The sequence below is a fragment of the Pseudoalteromonas sp. 1181_04 genome (assembly GCF_052850545.1).
The window spans coordinates 1-19,679 of sequence record NZ_VXCS01000011.1 but is presented as its reverse complement, the minus strand read 5'-3'; the positions used below and the strand labels follow the sequence as shown (position 1 = coordinate 19,679).

Here is a 19,679-nt window from a genome sequence, read left to right as displayed (position 1 = left end):
GTTAAATAACAGTTATCTTCAGCGAAAGCTGCGCCGCTCAATAGCAGAGTAATAAAAGCCAATGGGCAAACTTACAGTAAAACCCTTGATTGGTCTGTTCAGCCACAGAGCGTAAGTAAGCATTTAACACATGCCTATAATGGGGATGAGCTTGCAACCGACTTAACTTGGCCTGCGCAAAACATAGCGTGGATTGCTATGCCCAGTTTTGCAAATAACGATAAGCAAACTAAGGATTACAATAACCTGTATAAGTAAGTGGCGAGTCAACGTACTAAGTTACTCAGTGCAAAAACGGTGGTTTTAGATCTTCGTCATAACCAAGGTGGCTCGTCGTATTGGAGCTTAAAGCTTGCAAAAGCGTTGTGGGGTGAGCAAGTTGTTGAACAAAAAATGGCTAACTACTCACAAAATAGCCGGGTTTGGTGGTGAGCGTCAAAAGATAATACTAACCATGTTAAATCATTAATTGAAGTGTTGAAAGATCAACCTAAAGCACAAAAAGAATTTAAAGAAATAGCTGCAGGTATGGCGCAGTCACTTGAAAACAATAAGCTATTTTACATCGAAGAGCCGCAAAGTAAATCAAACCAAAGCGAAATTACAGTGCCAGTAAGTGACTTTAAAACACAGGTTTTTGTTATTGTGCCGCCACAGTGTGCAAGTGCGTGTCTTGATGCCATTGATGTATTTAAGCAGTTTTCAAACACTCAGTTATTTGGCGCGCCAAGCAGTGCTGACTCATTGTATATGGATGTTCGACTCGCCGAGTTACCCTCAGGGTTAGGTAAAGTTATTATCCCTAATAAAGTGTATGTTGATAGAGCAAGAGCAAAGGGCGATTACTATAAGCCCGATATTGCCTATAACGCTATTGATTGGACAACCGATAAGCTATTAGAAAAAATTAAACAGTTATAAAAAAAGCCGCTCAATGAGCGGCTGGACTGTTTAATTACTTAGGTTTATTAAAAGGTATAGCGTGCACCAATTGCGTAGCGTGGACCATACTGGCGAGCAAATAAGAACTGCTCTTCGTAACGGCCATAGCCTTGCTCGGTTTCATTATTGAGATTTATACCTTCAAAGAATACCGTCACATTCTCGTTAACGTCATAATTTACGCTCATATCCCACTGGCCATATGTTTTCGCATATTGTGGTGGTGCATCAGCAGAACCTTGTGCTTGGCCTACACCAATAAGGTATGAATCGCGCCATGCGTAAGTCAGTTTTACTGATAAGCCATCTTTTTCGTAAAACGCTTGGAAGTTAGCTGAATCACTTAAGCCCGTTAACGGGGCTTGTTGGTCTAAGCTGTCTGTATCAAACTCAACATCGCCGTCGACAAATGTAGCATTAACACCGACACCAAAGCCTGTTTCGCCAATTAAGTGTTGTACTGCCACTTCAAAACCATCGACTGATTTGCTATCGGTATTTTGTGGTTGGCTAATGTTCCAAGTAATAAGCGGATCGTTACTATTTGGTTCAATTTGACCATTGGCATTACCATCACCATTAGCAAGCATTTGTGCAAAAATGGCATCGGTTGTTGCTTGCTCACCACGTGCCTCAATATCACTCACAGCTTGTAAATAGCGCGGGCCATTTAAAATATCATATAAGCCTTCAATGGTGGTTGGGGTAATGGTGGTTTGAATAAAGTTATCAACGTCCTTTTTAAAGTAACCTACAGATGCATAACTGCCTTCTGCGTAGTAATACTCTAAAGATAAATCAAGATTTGTTGATTCAAACGGTAATAGCCCCGTGTTACCTTGACTACCTACGCGTGCTCCCGGTTTTGGACTGCCTGTTAGTGAACGACCGCCAGCTAAATCGCCCAAAGGTGCACGTGACATTGTTTTGCCCCACGATACGCGAGCAACCACGTCATCAGTTAGGTCAACACTTAAGTCAATTGATGGCAGTAAAATATCATAACTGCCTTCTTGCACTAAGAAGTTATCATCGCCACCTGCTGAATATTGAGTGATCCACTCTGAAGCGCTGATCCAATTAACTTGTTGTTCAACACGCTGACGAACAGAGCTGGTTACATCGGTTTCTTCGTAGCGAAGACCTGCGTTTACTTTAACGTAGTAATTACTAACGTCAAACTCCCAACGTGATTGAACATAAATACTGTTGGTAATTTCCTCAACCGAGCTTTGACTGTCAATGCCATCAAGATAGGCATTAGGTGCATAAGCATCGCCGCCTGTTACATCAGCGGTTAAGTATGCCATTTGTCTTGCTACGGCTTCGTCAAAATCATAGCTGTAGTAATAGTTTGGTTGTAAATTGCTACCGCCACCGGCAAATTGATCTAATAATCCTGAGGTATCATGAAGTGTAAACATACCATCTGGGAAAATTTCAGTGTAAGAAGGATTAAAACCAGGGCCACCAACTAAGCCACTCCATGCCTCATAACCACCGGTGTTTTGCTCTGTGCGCGAACCACCAAACTTAACTTCAATTAAACCAATGTCAAAACTTTCATTTATCCAACTTGCATGTAGTTGAAGTTGTTCAATATTTGATTCCCCCGGTGAATGAATAAACTGACTAAAGTTTGAATCAATCTCACCTGGGCTTAATACATTCGTGCCGTTTTTCCAATTAACTTGCGTATGCGGAACTTCGCCAGTGCGGTAATCATAAATTTTATTAACAAGCTGATCAGAACCTAAAATAACTTGCCCATCACTACCTAGACCTTTGTCTGCGCCATTGTCGGTTTCGTTTTTAGAATCATGGTAGTCAAGCTCAATTTGCCATGTATCATTAATTTGCCAATCTAAATTTAAACCGATAGAACGAGCTTTTACTTCAGTGGTGTTTTTACTAGAAGTAAATGACGCATCATTACCGCTAATATCGGCATAAATAGCGGTGCCATTTTCATCTAGCTCGTAACCGTTAATATTACTGCCAAAGTCGTTCCAAATACCCCAGCCGAGAGTTTTTGACCCTGTTGTAGCCTCATTTGCTGTGTAATCAAGGGTGGCCACAAAATTATCAGTGGGTGCAAATTGCAGTGTTACTTGCCCATTGGTACGCTCACGTTGTAAATCTTCAATAGCGTAGTTCATGTCTTTTGCAAAAAAGTGATTACCTACGCGATTACCGTCTGCATCAACTGGGCGAGCATCAATAAATTTATCTTCTGAAAGAGTCGGTAAATCTACATTAGCTTGCCAACCTTGAATATTAGCGCTTTGTTTTTGAAAGTCGCGCTGTTGATGCGAGAATGAAAAGCCAATACCAAACATTTCATCATTAAAGGTATTGCTGTAAATAGCTGATATTTCAGGTGTTACATCGCTACCAACTTCATTTGATGAGTCATGAATTGCTTTTGCTGTTGCTGAAAAGTGCTGCCCAGGTCTTTGCAGAGGGCGCGATGTTGAAATATTAACTGTCGCACCTAAACCACCGCTAGGCACATCAGCACGGGCAGTTTTAAATACTTCTAAGGCACTTACACCTTCTGAGGCGATGTTTTCAAGATTATACGAACGAGAGTTACCCGTTCCAGGCATTTGGCGACCGTTAAGTGTTACCAAATTAAATGAAGGGCCAAAACCACGGACTGTAATTTGGCTACCTTCGCCGTTTGCACGGCTCACCGATACACCCGTAATGCGTTGTAGTGATTCAGCTAAGTTGGTATCTGGGAATTTACCCATTTCTTCGGCAGAAATTGCATCGACTACTCCAGATGCATCGCGTTTCATGTCCATAGAGCGGATCAGTGAACCACGTATACCTTTAATTTGTATTACTTCGATTTCAGGTTCGGCAGTACTTTCTTGCGCAGCGTTAGCGAAGTTAAATGTGCTTGCAGCGATGATAAGTGACACAGAAGCCGCTATTTGGCTTTTTTTAAACTTATTTGTGTTCATAATTGCTCTGCTTTTTACTAAATTTTTTACGGTAAGTAGGTGCTTATACGCACCTACCATAAAGTGATTCTTAGTTATGGAATGCCAATGAATGCGTTATCTACACGATAAACAGCGCCTTCACCTGTGTCCCAAGTTGGATAAATCATCACCACATCTAATGCACTAACATCTAAACCTGCACCCGCTAAATCAGCAAGGGTAAAGGTATATGTTTGCCATTCACCAATAGTAGGTTCTACACCTTCGACGCTGTCAGTTAATGGAATTTCGACAGCAGAGCTACCGTTATCAGACTCAACTTTGAAACTCCAAACTGAATCAAGATTATTTGGTTTTGAGATCACCTTTAACTCAAACGCTATTACACCGTTTTCTAATATCGAAGTAGCATCGAATGCTTCACCGCTTCCGCCTGCAGCTGTGCGGCTATTAAAGCCCATTACTGTTGCTGTTGCGCCAATAGTAAACTCAGCCGTTAAACCGTGTTCTTCATCATCCATTACTTCAACCGGTTTTGAACCACCACAACAATCCCACATTGGCCAATCTAGGTTTTGTTCATCACTGAAAAGATCGACTTTTGGTAAGTCACCTTCAATAGCTACATTGGTAATTAAGTACTCGGCACCGCCACCTGTTTGCCATGTAGGAAATACCATTAATACATCAATAGCACTTATATCGAGGCCTCTTTCTTGTAGTAAAGAAAGCGGAAACGTATAGGTTTGCCATTGGCCAGTAACAGGCGTTACACCTTCATTACTTTCGCTAAGTGGGACGTCGCCCGTATTAGGGCCGCCATCACCGGCTTCAGCCTTTAATAACCAAGTAGTTGAAGATGTTGGAGGAGTCACTACTTTCATATCAAATGATACACGACCATTTAAATCAAGCAGTAAAGAAGCATCAAATGGAGACGATGACCCTGCAAAGCCATCAGGGAAGTGACCGCCACGGGTTGAAAAACCTAATACTGTACCGTTATTATCGTTGATATTAAATTTAACCACGTCGCCTTTGTCAGCGTCGATAATGGTTTCTGGTGTGGTTCCGCCACAACAATCCCAAGCGATCCAGTTTGCGTCTAAGCTACCATTAAAAATATCAAGGTTTTTTGCAACACCATCACTTGGTGGAGTAGGTACAGGCGCTTTACCTTCAACAAGTGCATCTTCTAAGTTGTCGTAACCTGGGCGCACTGTCTCACAGCCTTTACCTGTGTCAGTATTAGCTGCACATTGATAAACGCGTACGTAATCAATCTCAAAGCTTTGACCCTCTGCAAATGCTGCAGCGTCAACGCCTAAGTTATTTACGTTTTCCGGCCAATCACCGCCAACGGCATTATTTAAAATAAGGTAAAAGTCTTTATCAAAGGGGGCATTATCCCAATGTGTTGTAAGCTCGCCATTACCTTGTTCAAAGTATTCAGCAAACCAACCTCTATGTTTTAGGCCAACAGCTTCGTCTTTTGAGTTATAACGAACTTCAGAACGACGTTGTGTGGCATATAAGTAGTCATCTACGTACCAACGAATTTCGCCCTCTTGCCATTCAATAGCGTAAGTATGAAAATCGTCAGCAGGGTTCATCCCCTCTGCAAATGTGTATGCTTTACCAGAGTTCGAGTTGTTAGGCCATTCACGACCATAGTGAAGTGTGCCATGAATATTAGCTTCAACGGTGCCATCTTCAGCAACTGTTTTTAAATTTACAGCTTCTAAAATATCAATTTCGCCAGAGCGCGGCCATGTACCATATACTTCATTAGTTGGCATCATCCAAAAAGCAGGCCAGCTACCTTGCCCTGAAGGCAACTTTGCACGCATTTCAAAACGGCCATAAGTAAAATCTGCGTTGTAGCGGGTGTTCAAACGTGCCGATGTATAAGGCTTTTCGGCACCTTCGTCGGCCGGTAAGGCGACTATGTTTAGTACACCGTCTTTAATGAAGGCATTTTGTTCACTGTCGGTGTAACATTGTTTTTCGTTGTTACCACCACCGGCACAATTTAATTCAAAGTTCCACTTGTTAGAATCAATACTTGCGCCATCAAATTCGTCACTCCAAACCATTTGCCAATCAGAAACCGGCTTTTGTGGATCGACTTTTGTGAAGTCAGATTTTGTCTCAGCACTTCCACCACAGCCAAATAGCATGGTCATGGATATTGCCGCAACAAGGCGGCTTACTTTGGTTGTTGTCATGTTCATTAGTTGAACCCCAGTATCGACAAAAATTTAAAAGTACTTCGTTGTGGTTGTTATTGTGTCTACGAACGAAGTTGTAAGCGCTTACATTTATCAATGTGTGTGTTGTAAGCGCTTACATAGAGTAAGCTAAGGTTGTAATTTGGTCAACAACAGACTGCTTGTTTTTTTAACTTTAAGTTTACATTACCTGCTTTTTTAGTTTTAAACTGAAAAGTTATTTAATTTTTAAATAACTTCAGAATAGTAATATATTAATGGAGATAGAGTTTTAGTCTAATAATATCAGTGAGTTGTTATTTTTTAGTGCCATCAAAATATTAAAAGTGAATCCACATGCTAATTAACAATATTTTTCTGTTATCGCTAAAAGGTATCTAATAGTAGGCATTTATGTTTATTAATTGGTTTTCAAAGGTCAGCGTTGAGTAATCAAATCAGCTGTTAATAACTTTAACCGCTGATCTGCCTAAATATTACTCTAGTGGCTTTGAGCCTGCTTCTAAGGCTTTTAACAATACAGCTTTAAAGCGCTTAAAATCTTCAATATGGGGTAAATGACCTAAATCAGTCAGTTCAAGTAGTTGGCTGTGAGGAATTAATACCGCGGCTGATTTACCTAATTGATCGTAGCGGCCAAGTTCATAATCTACCCCTTGTTTCTTCCAGTTACGGCCAGGTCCTGTTCTGTCTCTTGTACCTATAATTAGTGAAACAGGCATGGTGAAGTTTTTAAACTCGGTGATAACGGGTTGAGTAAAAATCATGTCGTATGTTTTTGCGTTAACCCACGCTACTAGCTCTTTATCTGGGCCTTGAATTTGTCCGGTGATAAAATTCGTCAGAGCAGCAAATTGGTTATTCCATTTTCCGTCATAGTAATTTTTTTGCTGGTATGCTTTTACCCCGGCAGGTGTTTTAGTTAACTCATTTTTATAAAAAAAGTTAGTGTCTTTATAATCAACATATTGCAGGTAATTTTCAAGGCCAATAGGGTTGAGTAAAATTAATTGTTGGGTTGTTTGTGGATACATAAGCGCAAAGCGACTTGCCAGCATACCGCCCATAGAATGACCCAATACAATTGATTTATTTATATTAAGTTGGCTCATTAAAGCATGGGTGTGACTAGCTAAGGCTGCAAAAGAGAATTGATAATCTCGTGGTTTAGATGATTTTCCAAAACCAATTTGGTCAGGTATCAGCACGCCATAACCGAGTTTTTGTAGCAATAGTGCAGTTTCAGTCCAGTAATGAGCGTTAAAGTTTTTACCGTGCATTAAAGTCACAACGGGTTTACCAGCCTTTGCTGGTAAGTAAATATACGCCATTTTTAACGACAGCCCTTGTGAGTCAAGGTTAAAATAGTTAACGTCAAAATCGTAATTATAGTTGCTTAATAATGCGTCATAACTCAGTGGTTGCGGCGTTTGTGCATTTGCAACACCGAAGACAAAGCATAAACTTAATAGCCATATTCTATACATAAGATCCCTCAATGATTTAAATTAAATCTTTCAGAACATATCTTTACATACTAAGCGAATAAACTCTAAAATTTAATTCTATAAGTTAAGGCTTCCTTTGCTTATGCATCGGGAACCCTTATTGAGTATACGCTTTAATCTGCTTCGGCCACGAATCTGTGTTGGGTGATGAAGTATAAAAGGCACGGTTAAATCGTAATAATAAAAAGCCCAGCATTATTGCTGGGCTTTATTTTTATAGCTTTTTATTCTAGAAACTGTAACTCATTGATACCCACAAGCTGCGTGCTTTTTGGGTAGTATTGTAATCAGATGTACATTCGTACTCTTCCTCTGAGGTTGCTAATAAGCAAGTACGGCTTGATAAGTCGTCATCTAACAGATTATTAATACGGGCATTTAATGCTAGGCTATCATTAATTTTATAACTTGCTGCTAAATGATATAAATCATAGGCTTTGTAGTAGAGCTTTTGTGTTTCAGGGCCCTGTGGACCAGACACATTTGCCGTACCACGGTAACGATCGCTGCGGATTTCAGAAATAAGTGAAATACTCAAATCATCCAATGGTTGCCATGCAAGCGTTAAGTTATACATATTTTTAGGTGTATTAACTAAAGGTAGTCCTTCATCACGACCACTTTTTACTTCACTATCGGTGTAAGTAAAGTTACCACGTAGTGACAACTGTTCAATAATCTGCCAATTAGCAGCAATTTCAACACCACGAGTAGCTGATTTATCTACGTTAGCAGCTTGCGTAAAGGTGGTGCTACCGATGCCTGCCCAACCTGCGCCAATTTCAACACAAGGTTCATCAGCTATGGCCACTTCACAGTTTGGTAAGTTATCTTGGTTAATGATTTTGTCTTTAAAATTATTGTAAAACACCGTTACGTTACCACTAAAACTATCACTGCCATTAAAGTAAGCAGCCATTTCGTAGTTTACACTGGTTTCAGGTTGTAAGTCTGGCGTGCCAACAAAAGGTTTAGTACCTTGGCCACCAAAACCTGTAATACCAGAGAATAGTTGGTTTGGCTCTGGGGTTTTATATCCTGTGCTGATACCACCTTTTAAAGTCCATTCATCAGCAGGAGAGTAGGCTAAATAAGCGCGAGGACTAACTTGTGAGCCAAAGATATTATGATGATCATAACGAGCGCCGAAAGTTGCAGTTAGATTTGTGGTAATTTCCCAGTTATCTTCAGCAAATACAGCTGTTTGACGATGATCTTGAGTCGTACCTTCACGGAAGCCATCCCCGTACATACCAAATACACCATCTTCCATTTCGGCATCAAAATATTGTGCGCCTACTACAAAATAGTGGTTATCTATATTTGATTCAAACTTAGTATCAATAATTAAGTTATCAAGTTTTAGTGTACGCATTGGGCGTGGTAAAAAAGTCTCATCAAGTTGAGCGTAAATTGCATCCGTTAGTTCTGGCTTGTCGATGCCTTGATCCTGTACTGCTTGGTCCCAAATGGCCTGCACACCTAAACGCTCTTGTACATTAAGAGGTAATGAGCGACCAAAGTTTTCACTGCTGCTTTGGGTAATGCTGCTGGTAAGCGTACCAACATCGTATCGACCAACATGTGCAAATACAAATTGCTCACGTTCAACACGTTGATATGGAGTATAACCAACGCGTGGCTGTACAATGCCTTTGCTAACACGCCATAAACTGACTGGGCTATCTAACGTACCCGTTTGACCTTCGGTGTTATCGTAACGCTGTTTGGCTATGTCGTACTCAAAGGTAATTTCATTCTGATTATTGATCAGGTAGTTTATTGTTGCGCCGGCATTCCAGTTACGTGCTGCAACGATTTTTTTATCGCCAAAGCTACCATCATCAACCCACATGCTGCCATCTGGAAGTGGTAAACTTTCGCTGTAAGTTGGCTCACTTTCTTGACGGTCATAAAAACTACCACGGATCCCGTAAGTTAATCCCTCAACGCCGCTTGGGCCGGTCAAATATATATCGACTTTATTATCGTTACCGTATTGATCGTCTTGTTGGATATTACTGCTTACCGTGACGCTACCATGGGTGCTATCAAGATTTTTACGAGTGATAATATTGATTACACCACCGATTGCATCAGCGCCATATAAAGTGGACATTGGGCCACGAACGACTTCAATTCGCTCGATAGCCTCAAGTGGCGGCATATACATAAATTGGCTGTTACCAAAGTTGTTTGGGCCTATATTACCTACATCACTTTGACGGCGGCCATCAATAAGCACTAGAGTATAGCTTGCGGGTAAACCACGCATGGTAATACTAATATTACCGTTTTTATCTTGTCCGGCACCAACATCGATACCTTCGATATCACGAAGCGCATCAGCAAGGCTAGTAAATGGCTTATTTTGTAGATCTTCGCGAGAGACAACCGAGACACTTGCAGGTGCATCTATTAATTTTTGCTCATAACCAGAAGCGGTGACAACCATCACTTCCATATTTTCAGCTGTGTCATCATCAGCAATAAGTGTTGTTGATGTTAATAATGCACTGATCAGTGAGGCCAGATAAAGCGGGCGGGATTTCATTGTACTTCCTTCATGACAAGAATAAAGATTATTAATCTAATAAGCAACCAAGGTAGGTATGATAACAATTATCAGTTGTATGTTCAATTGCGAAATATTTACATTCAATGAATGATTTTCATATTAAATAAAGGTGGGGATGGAGCATGAGCATTAAAAAACCCAGCGTTTGATGCCGGGCTTAGTTAATTTAAGAGTGTTTGCTTAGCCAAGTATTGACCGTGTTAGAGGTGCCTAATAAATGCAAATGGTATAGAGTTGTTGCTATTTAGAGAGCTTTATAAATTAAAGCGGGCACATATAGCAGTTAACTCATCGCATCATTATACTTTTCGGCTAGACTTTCTTTTTGACTTTCGGTTAGCGCTTTACCGGCTAGTTGAAATACTTCATGCTCTTCTTCAGCCAGATGATGATGTACAAGATGATGTAATTTTTTAGCGGTCACAAGCCACACTGGTGAGCTCATATCAGTTTCTTCAAGTTGCTCAATCAATTCATCAAGTTCATGATGCTCTGCAATACTATGACGGGCTTTTTCATGGGTTAAATCATCAAACATCAAAGGATTATAGAAATAACGCTCTTCAAATTTAGCATGTTCTACTAACTCATGTTTTAAATTATCCATAAGAGACTGTCTATTCGGTGACTCCCCCTGGGTTTTTATCAGCGCATCGACAAGCGAACGTTGTTTGTCGTGATCATTACGAAGTGCTTCAAAAATATTCATGGGTTTTCCTTGCTTTACTCATTAATTACAATGAATATTGCAAGACAGAAGCCAACTTTTAAGTTGTTGTAATATATTGATTTAATTTTTTATATTTGAGCTTGTTAAGGTGTTTTCTTGTAAAAATTACCGAGTTAGGTCTTTATATTACATCCATATTCATTGTTATTTAAAAGCAAAAAGGCCAACACGAATGTTGGCCTAAAAGCGTATTTAACACAAAATAATAGGATTATTTATTGGCGTCTTTTACCGCTTTTAACTTGCCTGCATGGTCAATCTCGAATGCTGGCATGTCTTTTTTGCCGTCAATTAAATAGTTATCCATCCAACGCATTAAACGTAAACTGTAATCATATTGCGCGGCTACTTTACGGTTACCATGACCTTCGCCAGGATAGTATACAAGGCGTACATCTTTGCCTTGTACTTTCATATAACGGTACAGTTCCATTGATTGTGCAGGGTGTACGCGAGGATCATCTTTACCATGCATGATCAGTAATGGTGTTTTAGACTGGCCTGCCCAGTAAATAGGGCTGCGCTCTAAATACCACTGCCATTTATCCCATGGGTATGAACGTGCATGCACAAGATTCATTTCGTTAGAAATATCAGTAGTTCCAAATTTAGATAGTTGGTTGGTAACACCTACAAACATCACGCTCGCAGCAAAGTGTTCAGTCAATTTTGTTGCGGCCCATGCTGATGCATAACCACCATAAGAGCCACCCGTAATACCAACACGTTTAGTATCAACTAAGCCCATTTCAACAAGATGCTGTTTAAAGTCAATTAAATCGTCAAACTCTTTACCTGCATAGTCGTTTTGACCAAGCTTTGAATAATCAACGCCTTTACCTGTAGAGCCACGGTAATTTGGGTAAAATACTGCATAACCACGTGCTGCTCCCATTTGACCTGGACGCGAGTAGTTTGTTACCCAACCGTCTTTGTCATGGCTTTCAGGGCCACCGTGCACTGACATGATCAATGGATAGCGCGTGCCTTTTTCATAATCTAATGGGTAGACTAATACGCCATCAATCTCAACACCGTCGCGAGCCTTAAGTGAAATAGTTTCTTGCTTAGCAAAACGTTTGTCATTCAACCAGTTGTTTGAATCCGTTAAACGTTGTGCTTTAGAACCACGAATAATGAATACTTCATTTGGGTGCTTTGCAGTGTTTGCACGTAGCGCTAAGGTTTTATCTGAATCAGAAATACTCAGATTTGATGCAATAAATTGGCCTTCATTAATAATTTTTTTGTATTTATTAGAGCCGGTTTTAATGCTCGCGACAAAACTTTGCGTACCTACATTGGCAATAAAATTAAGCGTGTTGCGTTTATGTGACCATTCAAAATCAACGATATGACCCATGAAATTAGGTAACCAATCACTTACTTCACCTGTTTTTGTGTCAGCTAAAAATAAACGACCAGCGGCTGGATCATGCTTATCTTCGGCACCTAGAATTGCGATGTAACGACCATCATGAGACAGTTCAGCACCGTCTAATTTACCTTCAGTAGCAAACGACATCGTCACTTGATTAGTCGCAATATCAAATAAGTGCCATTGTGATTTAGTGTATTTGTCGTCAATTAGCGCTGTAGGCTGGGTTTTTACTAATAACTTATCGCCTTTTGCGGCCCAGTTTACATCACTTACATAGTTTGCAACGTTAAGCGCTGTTGGTGTAAGAGGTTTATCTGTTTTGGCTAAATCGACAATAAATAGTTGTTTATCTTTTAAGCCTAGCTCGTACACCTCAGCCATAAAGCCTAATTTTTTCAGCTCTTTTTCAGATTTATCAGCCGCTGGCATAGCTAAAATAGCGAGTTGTTTGTTATTCGGGCTTAACTGATAGCTAGAAATTGATGTGTCTTTAAGCGATAGTACTTTTTGCGCTTGACCACCATCCACTGGAATTTGATATAACGCGGTAAACTTGTCGTCTTTAAGTTTTGCTAAAAAGTAGATCGTTTTGCTATCGTTTGACCATTGAATACTCTTGATACTTACAGAGCCGGTAATGAAAGGACGCTCGACACCTTCATCATCGACGACATAGAGTTCGCTATAATTGGCACCATTCTCGTCGACGTATAATTCACGTGGCACTGAGCGGGTAAATGCAACATTGTCACCATTTGGACTAATGCTGGTTTGAATAACTGACTGAATTTTAGGGATATCTTCTACAGTAAGCGATGTGGCTGCAAATGCCAGTGAGCTTGAGAGTCCAAGAGCCAGTGCTAGGCTAGTTTTTATCATGAATTTTCCTTCGCATGTTTTAATTATCGAAGGATTATAACAAGGTGTACCTTAAATGCTAAAATATGCGATTAATACGCACAAGTAGGCGTTTAATGAAGAGATTAAAGTGATAAGGTTTAAGCGCGATAGTAACTACCGCACTTAATTGCTTTATAAACTCTTTTTCGGTGGGAGTGCAACGTTGGCAAAGATTAATCCAGCCACCAATGACATAAATATTAGGAAGGTTTGTTGGCCGATGTGCTCCGCATACACAAAGTCTTGCCCTTCAATTAATGAGTTTAGACCTATGTAAGTTTTGCTACCTGGAACTAATACAATCAAGCCTTGCATGGCAACAATTGAGGCAGGAGCGTTTGCTACGCGGTTAAATAGGTTACTAAATACACCCACCGCAAATGCACCTACAAATGTTCCTAAGGTGTAATCTAAATACATCGCAGAGCCAATACTGCTGCCATAAGCGATAAAGCCAGAGGCGATAGACCATGTAGCATGTTTTAGTTTGGTTCTAAAAATAACGATTAAGCTGCTACAGAGTAAAAAGATTGCCAACCAAGCCGTCCATTTAGGTAAAGGGTCAGGTTGTACGAAATCGGCTTGGCCGAATAGTGCAAAACCAATCGCAATGCCGATGAAGGCACCAAAATACAGTTTAAACAACAGCATAAAAGCATCCATCACACGCGCTGTACCAGAAACTAAATGCCGCGCTGCAAGTTCTGCTAGGCCCAGTGCTAATGCAAGCCCGGGTATAAACACAATAATCGCAGACAATACCACTAAACGAATATTAATCCCGACGTCTAAATGCACGCTTACAGCGCAGGCCAAAATAGCCGAGACTATCGCCACTAATGGCTCTAACATATGGCCCACGCGTTTTGAACGCGCTGACCACAGTACAAATAAGTAAACGACAGAGGTAAGTAGCGCTGACCAAAATACGTCATTCCAGCTGGTGCCCATCAGCATTGCAAATGCGCCGCCTGAGGTGGCAAAGGCAACCCCTGTGGTAAAGCGATTATACGGATTTGGCATAATAAAAATGGCGTCGAGTTGAACGTCAACTTCTTGTAGCGTGAGTTCGCCATTGAGCATTTTATTAACCAGATCATCGGTATCGGCTAACGACCCTAAATCGTGATCGCCAGGATCAACACGGGCAACGTGAGTATATTCATCTTCATGGCCATCGGTCCAAATTACAAAAGTAACGGAAGTGGGTGACATGACAAATGAAGATTTAAGATCAAGGTAAGTAGCCACTTCCATTAAGTGAGCTTCGAGTCGATAAGCTGGGGTGCCATACTTATGAAGCATCTTACCCAGTTTAACGATAAATTTGCGCTTTTCTGTGAACGTTGCGGTTTTCAAATTTGTATTGAGCCAAAATTTAAATTATTCAGTTAAAAAATATAGACAATACATCTAAATTTGCCTAGCTAGTTTGGCGGGAATTTTAAACACTAATCACCGCCTGTCTAGTTTTTTTTATTTGTTTTTAGCCTCAATCCACTGCGCCATATATTGAGTGCTACGCATTGTGTGGTGTTTGAGCATTTGGCCTGTAAAATTTGCTTCGCGGTGAGCTTGTAATTTCTCTTTAATCAATTGAATTTTAATGATTAAATTATTAGATAAAAGCTGTTTGTCGTAGTGCGTTTTTAATATCGTATTACCGGCTGTTTGTGCCTGCGTAAATAAACTTTTATTTTGATACAGAGCCACAGCGGCATCGGCAAATTGCTGCGGCTCATTTTCAACCACACCACTCCAAGGTAAATCATGGTGCATACCCTCACTACCAATTGTCGTTGTAACACTGGGTGTTTGCATGATCATCGCCTCTAACAGCTTTCCTTTAATGCCAGCACCAAAACGCAGTGGTGAGATGCACACACGCGCACTTTCCATTACTTGATAGGCATCATGCGCCCAACCTTTTATTAAAAAGCCAGTTTTGGGGTTATTAAGCGCGGTGGCCTTTGGCGGTGGGTAAGAGCCATAAATATGTAACTCAGCCTGGGGTAGTTGTTTACGAATGAGCGGCCAGATTTGTTGTAAATAGAGTACGGCATCCCAGTTTGGGGCGTGGCGAAAATTACCTATGGTCATAAAGTGTTGGCGTTGCTCAAACGATTTAGTTTGCTCAGGGAGTGAGCTTAAATCGACCATAAAAGGCAGATGATGCAATAAGTTACTGTCGACTTTAAATACATCAGCAAGTAATTGCATTTCAAAACTTGAGATAATTAAACTTAAATCACAGCGTAAAATAGCGGCTATTTCTCGTTTGGCGAGGTCAGAGTGTAAATCACTATGGTTAAATGCTCGGTTGCCTTTATGCGCTTCATGGCGGGCATTGCGTAAGCATTGTAAATCTTCAGTATCAAGGATTTTTACTGCGTTAGGGCAATGTTTATCTACTCGCCAGCCAAATTGTTCTTCCATCATAAAACGGTCAAACATGACGATATCAGGGGCGTAGTTGATAACATATTCATCAAAACTTGCACAATTAAGGGCAATAGTTGCGCTGCTGATCCCGTAGTCATCCAGATTAACCATATGCTCGGTTTTCTGAGCGGGACTGGCAAATTCAACCGCCCAATTTTCATTTTTAAACGCTTTTAATAGCGACATCATATGAGTGCCGGCCGCTGATGAATTTGGTTCTGGCCATACATAGCCAATTACTAAGACTTTTTTCATTGACTTGAATCTCTTACTTGCAGATGAACATCGACTAAGGTACGCACCGCAGGAGTGCCTTGATTAAGTAATTCTTGCAGTACTTGGCAAGTATGCTTACCAATATCGTCCGCATTGATGGTGACACTGCTTAACGAGGGAGACATTAAACATGAATCAGCTAAATCATCAAAACCGACTACTTTTATATCCTTACCGGGTATCAAACCATGTTGGCGAATGGCTTCTATGACACCGTATGCAATAACATCATTAAAACAAATAATCGCTTTAGTCGCAGGGTATTGCGCATACAACGTAGCAAAGGCATCGCGCCCGCCTTGACGGTTCGTGGCGGCGGTGATCGTTGGTTTGTGTTGATGGATATTAAACTGCTTTAAGGCACTGTGAAAACCACTTAAACGTTCATGATGATCAGAAATATCATCAGTTCCACCTATAAAAGCGATATCCTCAATACCTTGTTGTAAAATATGGCTAGTGGCTAGATGAGTGCCTTTTTTATTGTCCGGCAATATTGTCGGGGCGGCACAAAAAGCCACTTCGCGCATAATGTGAATGACCGGGAAACCACTATTGATAAGTTCATCAACCCACTGCTGGGTAGTTCCCGGGGCAGGACACATGATAAATGCGGCAACATTATATTCTTTGAGTGTTTTAACAACTTGTGTTTGGCGCTCAACATTTTCGGCGGTGTTCACTAACATCGGCAGCATACCAAGGGCATGAATATGGTTTTCAAGTCCTACCGCTATTTGCGCAGAGTAAGGGTTAGTTAAGTCATTAATAACTAACGCCACTAAGTTAGAGCGGCGACTTCTCAGTGCTGCCGCATCTCTATTATATACATAGCCAAGCTTATCAATGGCATGCAATACTTTTTCTTTGCTTTTATCACTGACTTTGTCACTGTTTGTAAGCACTAACGACACCGTTGACTTAGAAACTTGAGCTTCTCTGGCAACGTCAAAAATAGTTATTTTATCGGTTTTTGTTTTCATTTTAATGTATGCGTCAGCAATTGCTTGAACGAAGGCGCCAGTTTAACGTAGTTTCAGCTAATAAGTCATCTATCGGCGTTATTGAAGCTAGAATCGCAAAAACTTTATGAATGTTGCAAAACATGTTTAGATACAGCTATTAATAATAAAAAATCAAGGATACACCATGAAAGGCATCAGGCTGTTATTAGCGTTAGTGCTGAGCGTAAGTGTTTCAGGCTCGGTACTTGCTGCACAAGGCTATCAAACCCCTTCAAGTGATTTAGCCGCGCTGGTTGATGCTAAATTAGCACCGAGTAGCTACCTATCGGCTGATGGTCAATGGTTAGCGCTGTTTGAGCGTAAACGTGTTGAAACATTAGATGATTTAGCAAAAGAAGAATTGAAATTGGCGGGTATAAAGTTAAACCCGGCAAACTTTTCACGCTCACGTCCTCGCACTAAATTTAGTGCGTTACAAGTTAAACATATTGCGACTGGGGCTGTGATTACCGTTAATAATTTACCTCAAGGGGTGATCCGCTCACCTAAATGGTCAAGTAATAGCGAATATTTAGCGTTTATTGTTGAGCAACCAACTCAGGCGCAATTGTGGGTGTATAACGCCGAAACTAAACAAGCACGTCAGTTGTCAACAGTGGCTCTTAATTCAGTGCTAACAGCTACCCCTTATCAATGGTTACCAGATAGCACGGCAATTGTTGCTAACCAAGCGGTTAACCTTGGCAAGCCAAAATTAGTTAGTGATGCAAATAGCGTTGTGCCGGTTATTCAGCAAAGTAGCGGTCAAAAAGCGCCAGCACGGACTTACCAAAATTTATTAACCAGCCCGTTTGATGAGTTGCAGTTTAAGTTTTACGGCCAAGGTCAATTAACTTATATTCCCCTGAGCGGTGTTGCGTTATCGATTGGCAAACCAGCATTATTTAAATCATTTTCGATCTCGCCTGATTCAACCAATATTTTAGTCGCCACTATCGACGAACCATTTTCGTATCAAGTACCCTATAGCCGCTTTGCGACAACGTGGCAGGTGCTTGGCATGCGTGGTTATACGTTAGCGCAATTGTCTAAACAGCCACTGGCCGACAACATTCCACAAGGTTATGACAGTGTGCGAACGGGTCGTCGTGATTTTCAGTGGCGTGATGACCAAGGTGCTGAGATCATTTGGGCGCAGGCGCAAGATGGCGGCGATATGAAAACCGATGTGCCGTATCATGATCATCTATATAGTTTACGCTCACCTTTTAAACGTGAACCAAAACTATTTGCTAAACTAGAACGACGTTTTTCAGGTATTGAGTGGGCGAATGAAAACGTTGCGTTTTTAACCGAGTGGCGTTTTAGTGATCGCCAGTTACGTACCTATGTGATCCAACCACGCGATGCGGATAATAACCGCGTATTGTTTTCACAGCGCAGCTATAACGATGCTTATAAAGATCCGGGCGACGCTATTTATGAGCGAAATGATCTTGGTGTAAACGTTATTAAAGTGGTTGGTGGACGTTATATATTTTTGCGCGGTGATGGTGCGTCAGAGCAAGGGAATGTGCCATTTTTAGATCAGTACGACATTAAGACCAATACAACCAAGCGTTTATGGCAATCAAAAGCGCCATATTACGAGCGAGTTCGTGCCATGCTTGATGATGAAGGTGAGCGATTAATTACTATTCGTGAATCTAAGGCCGAACAACCTAACTTCTTTATTCGCGATTTAGATGCCGACACTCTGACTCAGCTCACTACCTTTGAGCATCCATACCCGGCGTTTAAAGGGGTGACTAAAGAACTTGTGCGTTACCAACGTGATGACGGTGTTGAACTCTCTGGTACGCTATATTTACCTCCAGGTTACGATAAAACGCAAGGTCCATTACCTGTATTAATGTGGGCATACCCACTGGAATATAAAGATAAAGCAGTTGCATCGCAAGTACGTGAATCGCCGTACGAATTTACCTACATAGGTTATTGGGGGCCAATGCCTTACCTCGCAAAAGGTATTGCTGTTTTTGATGATCCGAAGATGCCAATCGTCGGTGTTGATGGTAAAGAGCCAAATGATTTATTTAGAAAGCAGTTAGTTGCAAGTGCCAAAGCTGCGGTAGATGTGCTGGTCGAAAAAGGCATTGCAGATAAAGATAAAATCGCCATTGCAGGCCACTCATATGGCGCCTTTATGGTAGCAAACTTATTAGCCCACAGTGATTTATTCAAAACTGGTATTGCCCGCAGTGGTGCCTATAATAGGACCTTGACACCGTTTGGGTTTCAAGGAGAAGAACGTGATTTTTGGCAAGCACAGGATGTATACGCCAATATGTCACCGTTTTTTCATGCTGAAAAAATTAACGAGCCGATGTTAATGATCCACGGCCAAGAAGACCCGAATTCTGGCACCTTCCCGATGCAAAGCGAGCGTATGTACGCTGCGCTCAAAGGCTTAGGGAAAGAAGCGCGTTTAGTGATGTTACCTTATGAAGCTCACGGCTACCGTGCTCGCAAGAGTTTACTGCATGTGCTTTGGGAGCAAGAGCAATGGCTGGATAAGTACTTGTTAAGTGACGAAGCTCCTGCACGCGATGTTCAAGCAAATACTGAACCTTCTGTATCAGAGTAAATTGAAAGCGCGGTTTATGCCGCGCTTGTTAATTTAATTACATGGGGAAGAAGACCCCCCCTTAATCTCACGGCACCTTCCCGATGCAAAGCGAGCGTATGTACGCTGCGCTCAAAGGTTTAGGT

At 41.1% G+C, this 19,679-nt stretch carries 10 protein-coding genes and 1 pseudogene; 2 read left to right on the top strand and 9 right to left on the bottom strand.

Translation table 11 applies throughout. The features are described from left to right. Positions 1-51 precede the first annotated feature (51 nt). Positions 52-921: pseudogene (locus tag FW757_RS10545) on the top strand (S41 family peptidase); the annotation flags it as partial. 47 nt (positions 922-968) lie between these two features. Here FW757_RS10545 and FW757_RS10540 read toward each other — a convergent pair. From FW757_RS10540 to FW757_RS10500, 9 genes are all read right to left on the bottom strand, one after another. Continuing rightward, a complete protein-coding gene (locus FW757_RS10540) occupies positions 969-3,914 on the bottom strand; it encodes a TonB-dependent receptor (protein WP_446441197.1) in 2,946 nt (981 codons plus the stop codon). 74 nt (positions 3,915-3,988) lie between these two features. Further along, positions 3,989-6,130: a family 16 glycosylhydrolase gene (locus tag FW757_RS10535; RefSeq protein WP_446441196.1), complete on the bottom strand. Its 2,142-nt coding sequence runs from the start codon at positions 6,128-6,130 to the stop codon at positions 3,989-3,991. A 473-nt stretch (positions 6,131-6,603) separates the two neighbouring features. Further along, positions 6,604-7,614 (bottom strand): alpha/beta fold hydrolase, encoded by a 1,011-nt coding sequence (locus FW757_RS10530; RefSeq protein ID WP_446441195.1) that lies wholly within the window; start codon positions 7,612-7,614, stop codon positions 6,604-6,606. 250 nt (positions 7,615-7,864) lie between these two features. Beyond that, complete coding sequence (locus tag FW757_RS10525; protein ID WP_446441194.1) at positions 7,865-10,189, bottom strand: TonB-dependent receptor domain-containing protein; 2,325 nt, start codon at positions 10,187-10,189, stop codon at positions 7,865-7,867. Between the two features lie 307 nt (positions 10,190-10,496). Further along, the gene (locus tag FW757_RS10520) at positions 10,497-10,922 is read right to left on the bottom strand and encodes a hemerythrin domain-containing protein (RefSeq protein ID WP_149980014.1); all 426 of its coding nucleotides are present in this window, start codon (positions 10,920-10,922) and stop codon (positions 10,497-10,499) included. Between the two features lie 232 nt (positions 10,923-11,154). Next, the gene (locus FW757_RS10515; protein ID WP_149980015.1) at positions 11,155-13,203 is read right to left on the bottom strand and encodes an alpha/beta hydrolase family protein; all 2,049 of its coding nucleotides are present in this window, start codon (positions 13,201-13,203) and stop codon (positions 11,155-11,157) included. A gap of 153 nt (positions 13,204-13,356) precedes the next feature. Continuing rightward, positions 13,357-14,583, bottom strand: a complete 1,227-nt coding sequence (locus FW757_RS10510) for a threonine/serine ThrE exporter family protein (protein WP_149980016.1) — start codon at positions 14,581-14,583, stop codon at positions 13,357-13,359. A gap of 117 nt (positions 14,584-14,700) precedes the next feature. Continuing rightward, the gene (locus tag FW757_RS10505) at positions 14,701-15,921 is read right to left on the bottom strand and encodes a glycosyltransferase (protein WP_182717551.1); all 1,221 of its coding nucleotides are present in this window, start codon (positions 15,919-15,921) and stop codon (positions 14,701-14,703) included. Continuing rightward, positions 15,918-16,925 (bottom strand): LacI family DNA-binding transcriptional regulator, encoded by a 1,008-nt coding sequence (locus FW757_RS10500; RefSeq protein WP_182717550.1) that lies wholly within the window; start codon positions 16,923-16,925, stop codon positions 15,918-15,920. Before FW757_RS10500 ends, FW757_RS10505 begins: the two co-directional genes overlap by 4 nt. A gap of 166 nt (positions 16,926-17,091) precedes the next feature. On the opposite strand from FW757_RS10500, the gene FW757_RS10495 reads away from it, so the two are divergent. Next, complete coding sequence (locus tag FW757_RS10495) at positions 17,092-19,554, top strand: S9 family peptidase (protein WP_446441193.1); 2,463 nt, start codon at positions 17,092-17,094, stop codon at positions 19,552-19,554. Positions 19,555-19,679 lie beyond the last annotated feature (125 nt).

Bases quoted from the DNA above. Each gene is read 5' to 3' on its own strand.
- FW757_RS10515 (WP_149980015.1), bottom strand. From the start codon at position 13,203: ATGATAAAAACTAGCCTAGCACTGGCTCTTGGACTCTCAAGCTCACTG.
- FW757_RS10520 (WP_149980014.1), bottom strand. From the start codon at position 10,922: ATGAATATTTTTGAAGCACTTCGTAATGATCACGACAAACAACGTTCG.
- FW757_RS10505 (WP_182717551.1), bottom strand. From the start codon at position 15,921: ATGAAAAAAGTCTTAGTAATTGGCTATGTATGGCCAGAACCAAATTCA.
- FW757_RS10495 (WP_446441193.1), top strand. From the start codon at position 17,092: ATGAAAGGCATCAGGCTGTTATTAGCGTTAGTGCTGAGCGTAAGTGTT.
- FW757_RS10530 (WP_446441195.1), bottom strand. From the start codon at position 7,614: ATGTATAGAATATGGCTATTAAGTTTATGCTTTGTCTTCGGTGTTGCA.
- FW757_RS10540 (WP_446441197.1), bottom strand. From the start codon at position 3,914: ATGAACACAAATAAGTTTAAAAAAAGCCAAATAGCGGCTTCTGTGTCA.
- FW757_RS10500 (WP_182717550.1), bottom strand. From the start codon at position 16,925: ATGAAAACAAAAACCGATAAAATAACTATTTTTGACGTTGCCAGAGAA.
- FW757_RS10535 (WP_446441196.1), bottom strand. From the start codon at position 6,130: ATGAACATGACAACAACCAAAGTAAGCCGCCTTGTTGCGGCAATATCC.
- FW757_RS10525 (WP_446441194.1), bottom strand. From the start codon at position 10,189: ATGAAATCCCGCCCGCTTTATCTGGCCTCACTGATCAGTGCATTATTA.